Origin of the sequence: Caulobacter sp., assembly GCF_017744445.1 — a bacterium.
Classification (GTDB): Bacteria; Pseudomonadota; Alphaproteobacteria; order Caulobacterales; family Caulobacteraceae; genus Caulobacter.
In genome coordinates, this window is record NZ_JAGIBH010000017.1 from 85,214 (window position 1) to 91,489 (window position 6,276).

7 protein-coding genes are annotated in these 6,276 nt (G+C 65.7%); 6 read left to right on the plus strand and 1 reads right to left on the minus strand.

The features are described from left to right. Positions 1-48 precede the first annotated feature (48 nt). Positions 49-858: a sterol desaturase family protein gene (locus J7528_RS21075; RefSeq protein ID WP_291878557.1), complete on the plus strand. Its 810-nt coding sequence runs from the start codon at positions 49-51 to the stop codon at positions 856-858. On the opposite strand, the gene J7528_RS21080 is transcribed toward J7528_RS21075, so the two are convergent. Then, the gene (locus J7528_RS21080) at positions 833-1,459 is read right to left on the minus strand and encodes a hypothetical protein (RefSeq protein ID WP_291878559.1); all 627 of its coding nucleotides are present in this window, start codon (positions 1,457-1,459) and stop codon (positions 833-835) included. The genes J7528_RS21075 and J7528_RS21080 overlap by 26 nt on opposite strands. Positions 1,460-1,762: 303 nt before the next feature. On the opposite strand from J7528_RS21080, the gene rpsF reads away from it, so the two are divergent. From rpsF to J7528_RS21105, 5 genes are all read left to right on the plus strand, one after another. Continuing rightward, positions 1,763-2,143, plus strand: a complete 381-nt coding sequence (gene rpsF / locus J7528_RS21085) for a 30S ribosomal protein S6 (RefSeq protein WP_291878562.1) — start codon at positions 1,763-1,765, stop codon at positions 2,141-2,143. Between the two features lie 14 nt (positions 2,144-2,157). Further along, entirely contained in the window at positions 2,158-2,439 is a 282-nt protein-coding gene (rpsR, locus tag J7528_RS21090; protein ID WP_291878564.1) for a 30S ribosomal protein S18, read from the plus strand. 13 nt (positions 2,440-2,452) lie between these two features. Further along, a complete protein-coding gene (gene rplI, locus J7528_RS21095) occupies positions 2,453-3,037 on the plus strand; it encodes a 50S ribosomal protein L9 (protein ID WP_291878566.1) in 585 nt (194 codons plus the stop codon). Between the two features lie 197 nt (positions 3,038-3,234). Continuing rightward, positions 3,235-5,676, plus strand: coding sequence for a TonB-dependent receptor (locus tag J7528_RS21100; protein ID WP_291878569.1), 2,442 nt, complete (start codon positions 3,235-3,237; stop codon positions 5,674-5,676). Between the two features lie 210 nt (positions 5,677-5,886). Then, positions 5,887-6,276 (plus strand): DnaB-like helicase N-terminal domain-containing protein (locus J7528_RS21105; RefSeq protein ID WP_291878572.1); only part of this gene is annotated, 390 nt, incomplete at its 3' end.

Here is a 6,276-nt window from a genome sequence, read left to right on the forward strand (position 1 = left end):
AAGGCCGATCGCTTCCCTGGCGGCGTCTCTCAACGCCAGGAGCTTCCAATGCTCGACGCCCTCCTCCCCTTCGCCCGCAACTGGCTGGCCTCCATGCAGGTCGACGTTACCCGCTATGTGGTCTTTTCAGTCAGCGTCTGGCTGGCGTTGTGGGTCGTGCTGGCGCTCCCCCTCGCCGGCCGCAAGATCCGCGACAGCCGCCCGGCCGCGCGCCAGTTGCTGATCGAGTTCGCGACCTCGATCCGCTCGATCATGATCTTCTCGACCCTGGGTCTGCTGACCTTTGGCCTGTTCCGCGCCGGCTGGCTGCAAGGGCCTTACATCGCCAAGAGCTGGGGTCCGGTGTGGTTCTGGACCAGCTTGATCCTGATGGTTCTGGCTCACGACGCCTGGTTCTACTGGACCCATCGCCTGATCCACGACCGGCGGCTGTTCCGGCGCTTCCACCGGCGGCATCATCGGTCGAACAATCCTTCGCCGTTCACGGCCTACAGCTTCGACCTGGGCGAGGCCTTCATCAACGGCGTGTTCGTGCCACTGTGGATGATCCTGGTCCCGACCCAATGGCCGGTGGTGGGCCTGTTCATGCTGCACCAGATCGTTCGCAACACCATCGGCCACTCGGGCTACGAGCTGTTTCCCGCCCGGAAGGACGGCCGGCCGCTGATCCCGTTCCTGACGACAGTGACCCATCACGACCTGCACCACGCGCAGGCCGGCTGGAACTACGGGCTCTATTTCACCTGGTGGGACAAGCTGATGGGCACCGAGCACCCGGAGTATCTGAAACGCTTCGCGGCCGTGACGGCCAAGAAGAGCCGCCAGATGGAGGCTACCAGCCGATCTTCACCAGCTTGACCATGGCGCGGGCGTCCTGCAGCCGCCAGGCCTCGCGCTGGTTGTTGACGCCCCGCACGCTGATGGTCAGCTCGGCGGGGATTTCGAACGGGCGCATGACGCTGAGGTCGACGCCCTCTTCGCCCTGCGAACCGCCGCCGAAGGCGATCGAGCCGACCGGACGGCCGTCCAGGGTCAGGGACGAGCGGATATTGGCGCGGGCCACCGGGATCTTCCCCGGCACGGCGATGGCCTGGCTGGCGTCCATGTCCATCGACACGCGCACATAGTTGGCGCGCGGCAACAGGCCAAAGCCGAACATCCTCGACATCGACGAGCGCAGGCGGGCCTCGTTCTGGTTCCACGACGCGCCCAGGGCCATCGAGCGCTCGTCGACGCGGTCGGCGTCGGGCTTCTTCGACAGGTTCAGGTCGAAGTCGTAGGTCGGGTTGTCCAGCATGCCTGACGACTTGACCGTCAGGGCGACCTTCTCGGTGTCCGTCGACAGGTCCAGCGGCAGGGCCGCCGAATAGCCGGTGAAGCGGCCGTCATAGGCCGAGACCGAGGTGATGGGTTTCTGGACGAGCTCGGCATGCGCCGTCCCGGCGGTGAAAACCGCCACAAACGCGACTGAGAGACGAGCACCGAACCCCATGGTCGCGTGCTAGCATAACTCGGCGTCGGGATGAAACCCGCCCAATGTCATTTAGCAGACAGTTTGCCGCGACGCCTGATTGGGCGGCAAACCCCGATGCGGCTTGCCTTTCAAGCGCATCTTCTGTAATAGCGCGCGTTCTCACGGAAGAGCGGTCTTGCACGCACCCATCCGGGACCGGGGTTTACCCCGCTCGGCGTGCCGGATCCATCGTGGTCGACGGACTTCCGTCGTCGACCGCGCCGCCTTCCACAACGGAAGAAGGAAAACATGGCGTTCTACGAACACGTGGTCATCGCGCGGCAGGACATCTCGCCGCAACAGGCCGAAGCTCTGAACGAGCAACTGAAGACCCTCATCGAAGAGAATGGCGGCCACATCGCCAAGATCGAGTACTGGGGCCTTCGCAACCTCACCTACCGCATCAAGAAGAACCGCAAGGGCCACTATTCCCTGCTCGCGATCGACGCCCCGGCGCCGGCCGTGAAGGAAATGGAGCGCCAGCTGCTGATCAATGAAGACGTCCTGCGCTTCATGACGATCCGCGTCGAAGAGCTGGACCTGGAACTGTCGCCGGTTCTGGCCCGTCGCGACCGTCCGGACCGCGCCGAGCGCCCGCGCGAAGATTTCGCGCCCCAGGCTCAAGCGTAAGGGAGAGATAGATCATGACCGATACGACTGCTCCCGAAGCCGCGGCTCCGGCCGCTGGCGCCGCTGGCGGCGCCCGCCGTCCGTTCTTCCGTCGCCGCAAGGTTTGCCCGTTCTCGGGCGCCAACGCGCCGAAGATCGACTACAAGGACGTGAAGCTGCTGCAGCGTTACGTCTCGGAGCGCGGCAAGATCGTTCCGTCGCGCATCACCGCGGTGTCGGCCAAGAAGCAACGCGAACTGGCCAAGGCCATCAAGCGCGCCCGCTTCCTGGCTCTGCTCCCCTACGTCGTGAAGTAAGGGAGACGCCACGATGAAAGTCATTCTGCTCGAACGCGTTGAAGGCACCGGCGTCCTGGGTGACGAAGTCACCGTGAAGGACGGCTTCGCCCGCAACTACCTGCTGCCCCGCGGCAAGGCCCTGCGCGCCACCAAGGCGAACCTGGCCACCTTCGAAACTCAGCGCGCTGAGATCGAAGCCCGCAACGTCAAGAACCGCGAAACGGCCGCCAAGTCGGGCGAGTCGCTGGACGGCTCGCAATACGTCCTGATCCGTCAGGCCGGCGAGAGCGGCCAGCTGTACGGTTCGGTCGCCGGTCGCGACGTGGCTGACGCCATCCGCGCCGAAGGCGGCAAGGTCGACCGCTCGATGGTCGTGCTGGACAAGCCGATCAAGACGCTGGGCGTCCACGAAGTGAAGGTGAAGCTGCACGCTGAAGTGACCGTCACGGTCACCCTCAACATCGCGCGCAGCGCCGACGAAGCCGAGCGTCAAGCGCGCGGCGAAAACGTCATCGCCTCGCAATTCGAAGAAGATCGCGCTGCTGAAGCCGAAGCCGCCCAAGACATGGCCGAAGGCGGCGCCGGTTCGTTCGAAGGCGACCACTACGAAGCCTAATCCCTTCCGGGGAACTGGTTTTATCGAGAAACGGCGCGGAGCAATCCGCGCCGTTTTTTTCTGCACTTTGCTCCAGAAATGCTTAGCTTGTTCGCAGAAGTGTCAAATCCCATGTTCGCGGTAGGGGTTGAAACCCCTTCGGGGGCGTAAGGCCGAATGGCCGGCATCCCCGACAGAAAATGAGAGGGGATATCTCAATGCGTTACAGAAGCTTCCTGCTGGCGGCCGCCTCGCTGACGGCCTTCGCCGCTACGGCCCACGCCCAAACCGTCGCGCCTGCCGACGACAATACCAATGTCGAAGAGATCGTCGTCACCGGCACCCGCACCGCCGGCCGCTCGCGCCTGGACACCCTGGCCCCGGTCGACGTCGTCACCGCCAAGACGCTGCAGCAGCGCGGCAGCACCGAACTGGCCACCGCCCTGGCCGCTACGGTTCCGTCGATCAACTTCCCCCGTCCGTCCAACACCGACGGCACCGACTCGGTCCGCCCGGCCGTGCTGCGCGGCCAGGGCCCCGACCAGACCCTGGTGCTGGTCAACGGCACGCGCCGCCACGCCACGGCGCTGGTCAACCTGAACGGCTCGGTGGGCCGCGGCTCGGCCGCCGTCGACCTGAACGCCATCCCGTCCGTCGCCCTGGATCGCATCGAAGTGCTGCGTGACGGCGCCGCGGCCCAGTACGGCTCGGACGCCATTGCCGGCGTCGTCAACCTGCGCCTGCGCGAAGCCGACCACGGCGGCGGCGTCACGGTCACGACCGGCAAGTACATCACCAGCTTCGACGGCCTGCAGACCGGCCAGAAGCAGAAGCGCCGCGACGGCCTGACCAAGACGGTCTCGGGCTGGCAAGGCTTGAAGCTGGGTTCGGACGGCTTCCTGACGCTGTCGGCCGAGTATGTCGACCGCAACTTCACTAACCGCAGCGACACCGACACCCGCGTCACGCCGCAGCGCGTCACCTCGCGCTTCGGCGATCCCGCCGTCGAACAGGTCAGCTTCTACGCCAACGCCGGCAAGCCTATCGGCGAGACCTGGGAGGCCTATGGCTGGTATGGCTATCAGCAGCGCGACGCCGAGGCCTCGGCCACCTACCGCCTGCCCACCGACGCCGCCCAGAACATCCCCAGCGTCTATCCCAACGGCTACCTGCCGCTGATCACGACCAACACCGAGGACGTCACCGCCGCCGTCGGCCTGCGCGGCGAGTTGGCCGGCTGGAAGCTGGACACCAACCTGGTCTACGGCAAGAACGACCTCGACTTCGGGGTCAAGAACACCATCAACCCGTCGTATGGCGCGGGTTCCCCGACCAGCTTCAAGGCCGGCGGCCTGACCTATGATCAGGTGGTGTTCGGCCTGGACGCCAGCCAGGAGTTCGAGGTCGGCCTGGCCGGTCCGCTGAACGTCGCCTTCGGCATCGAAGCCCGCCGCGAGACCTACAAGATCAACGCCGGCGAAGTGGCTTCGTACGCGCGGGGCACGGTCTCCCCCACCCTGAACTTCGGCTCGCGCGGCTTCACCGGCTTTACGCCCAGCAACGCGGTCGATGTCGATCGTGACGCCGTCGGTGTCTATCTCGACCTGGAAGGCAAGCTGACCGAGAAGCTGACCGGCTCGGCGGCCGTGCGCTACGAGGACTATTCGGACTTCGGGACCAATACGAGCTGGAAGCTGTCAGGTCGCTACGACTTCACCGACGCCTTCGCCATCCGTGGCGCGGCCTCGACCGGTTTCCGGGCCCCCAGCCTGCAGCAGCAGTACTTCACCTCGACCTCGATCCTGTACCTCAACCAGACGGTCGGCGGCGTGACGACGGCGGTGCCGTTCGAGACCGGCACCTATCCCTCGCTGAGCCCGGTCGGCACGGCCCTGGGCGGCAAGCCGCTGGAGCCGGAAAAGTCGAAGAACTTCTCGATCGGCGCGGTCTATCACAAGGGCGCCTTCGAGCTGACCGTCGACGCTTACCAGATCGATGTCGACAACCGCATCGTCCTGACCGAGACCCTGACGGGCACGGCCACGGCGGCGGCGGGCACCAACGCCCGGGTGATCTTCGACCTGCTGGCGCCCTACGGCGCCTCTGCGGCCCGCTACTTCACCAACGGCGTCGACACCAAGACCAAGGGCGTGGACGTGGTGGCCCGCTATCGGATCGTCGATGAACAGGCCGGCACGTTCGACCTGACGGCCGCGGCCAACGTCAACGACTTCAACGTCCTGCGCACCCCGACCACCACGGTCCTGCCCACGCCGGTCACCCTGTTCGCCCGCCAGGCCACTCTGCGCTTCGAAAAGGGCACGCCGCGCAGCAAGGTCTCATTGCAAGGCGACTGGAGCAAGGACCAGTGGGGAGCCACCCTGCGCACCACCTTCTATGGCAACGTCCTGTCGCCCGGCACCGCCGCCGACGGCAGCGGCGACTGGTACACGGGCAACCAGGGCATCGTGGACCTGGAAGGCCGCTACCGCTTCGGCGAGCACGCCACCGTCTCGGTCGGCGCGGACAACCTGTTCGACCAGTACCCCGCCCAGGTTCCCCCGAACCTGAACACCAGCGGCGGCAACCCTTGGTCCAGCTTCTCGCCGTTCGGCTTCAACGGCCGCTACCTGTACGCTCGCCTGGCGATCAGCTGGTAGTTATCCACAGGGCTTGAGCCCGCAAACGTTTGGGCGCGGAGAGCGATCTCCGCGCCCTTTCGCGATTAAAAGTGCAAACGCACGCGCCCCGGGTAAGCGTCCGCTTCTGACGTGGCGCCGTTAAAAACATACACAGAACATCCCCGTTCATCTGGGTCGCCGAACCAAGTCGTCCGCGCGCCCGGATCGCCGCCGCGTTAATTTCCTCCGATGTCCCTCGTACCAGCGCTCGACCTGCTTCCCTCGGTCCTTCCCGAGCCCGTGATCAATGTGGCTCCGCACAACATGGAAGCCGAGCAGGCGCTGCTCGGGATCCTGCTGTACGACAACGCCGCCTACGAGCGCCTGACCGACAGCCTGCAAGCCCGCTGCTTCTACGAGCCTTTCCACCAGCGCCTGTTCCAGTCGATCGACAAGGCGCTGGAGCGGATCGCCGGCAAGCCCGAGAGCGAGCCCCGCCCCGCCCTCGATCCGGAAGCCCAGGCGGGGCTTGAACGACTGTCCTGGCGCCAGCGCCAGGTGCTTGCCGGTATCATGTGCGGCCATCCGAACAAGATCATCGCCTATGAGCTCGGCCTCAGCATCCGCACGGTCGAGGCC

Bases quoted from the DNA above. Each gene is read 5' to 3' on its own strand.
- J7528_RS21100 (WP_291878569.1), top strand. From the start codon at position 3,235: ATGCGTTACAGAAGCTTCCTGCTGGCGGCCGCCTCGCTGACGGCCTTC.
- rpsR (WP_291878564.1), top strand. From the start codon at position 2,158: ATGACCGATACGACTGCTCCCGAAGCCGCGGCTCCGGCCGCTGGCGCC.
- rpsF (WP_291878562.1), top strand. From the start codon at position 1,763: ATGGCGTTCTACGAACACGTGGTCATCGCGCGGCAGGACATCTCGCCG.
- rplI (WP_291878566.1), top strand. From the start codon at position 2,453: ATGAAAGTCATTCTGCTCGAACGCGTTGAAGGCACCGGCGTCCTGGGT.
- J7528_RS21075 (WP_291878557.1), top strand. From the start codon at position 49: ATGCTCGACGCCCTCCTCCCCTTCGCCCGCAACTGGCTGGCCTCCATG.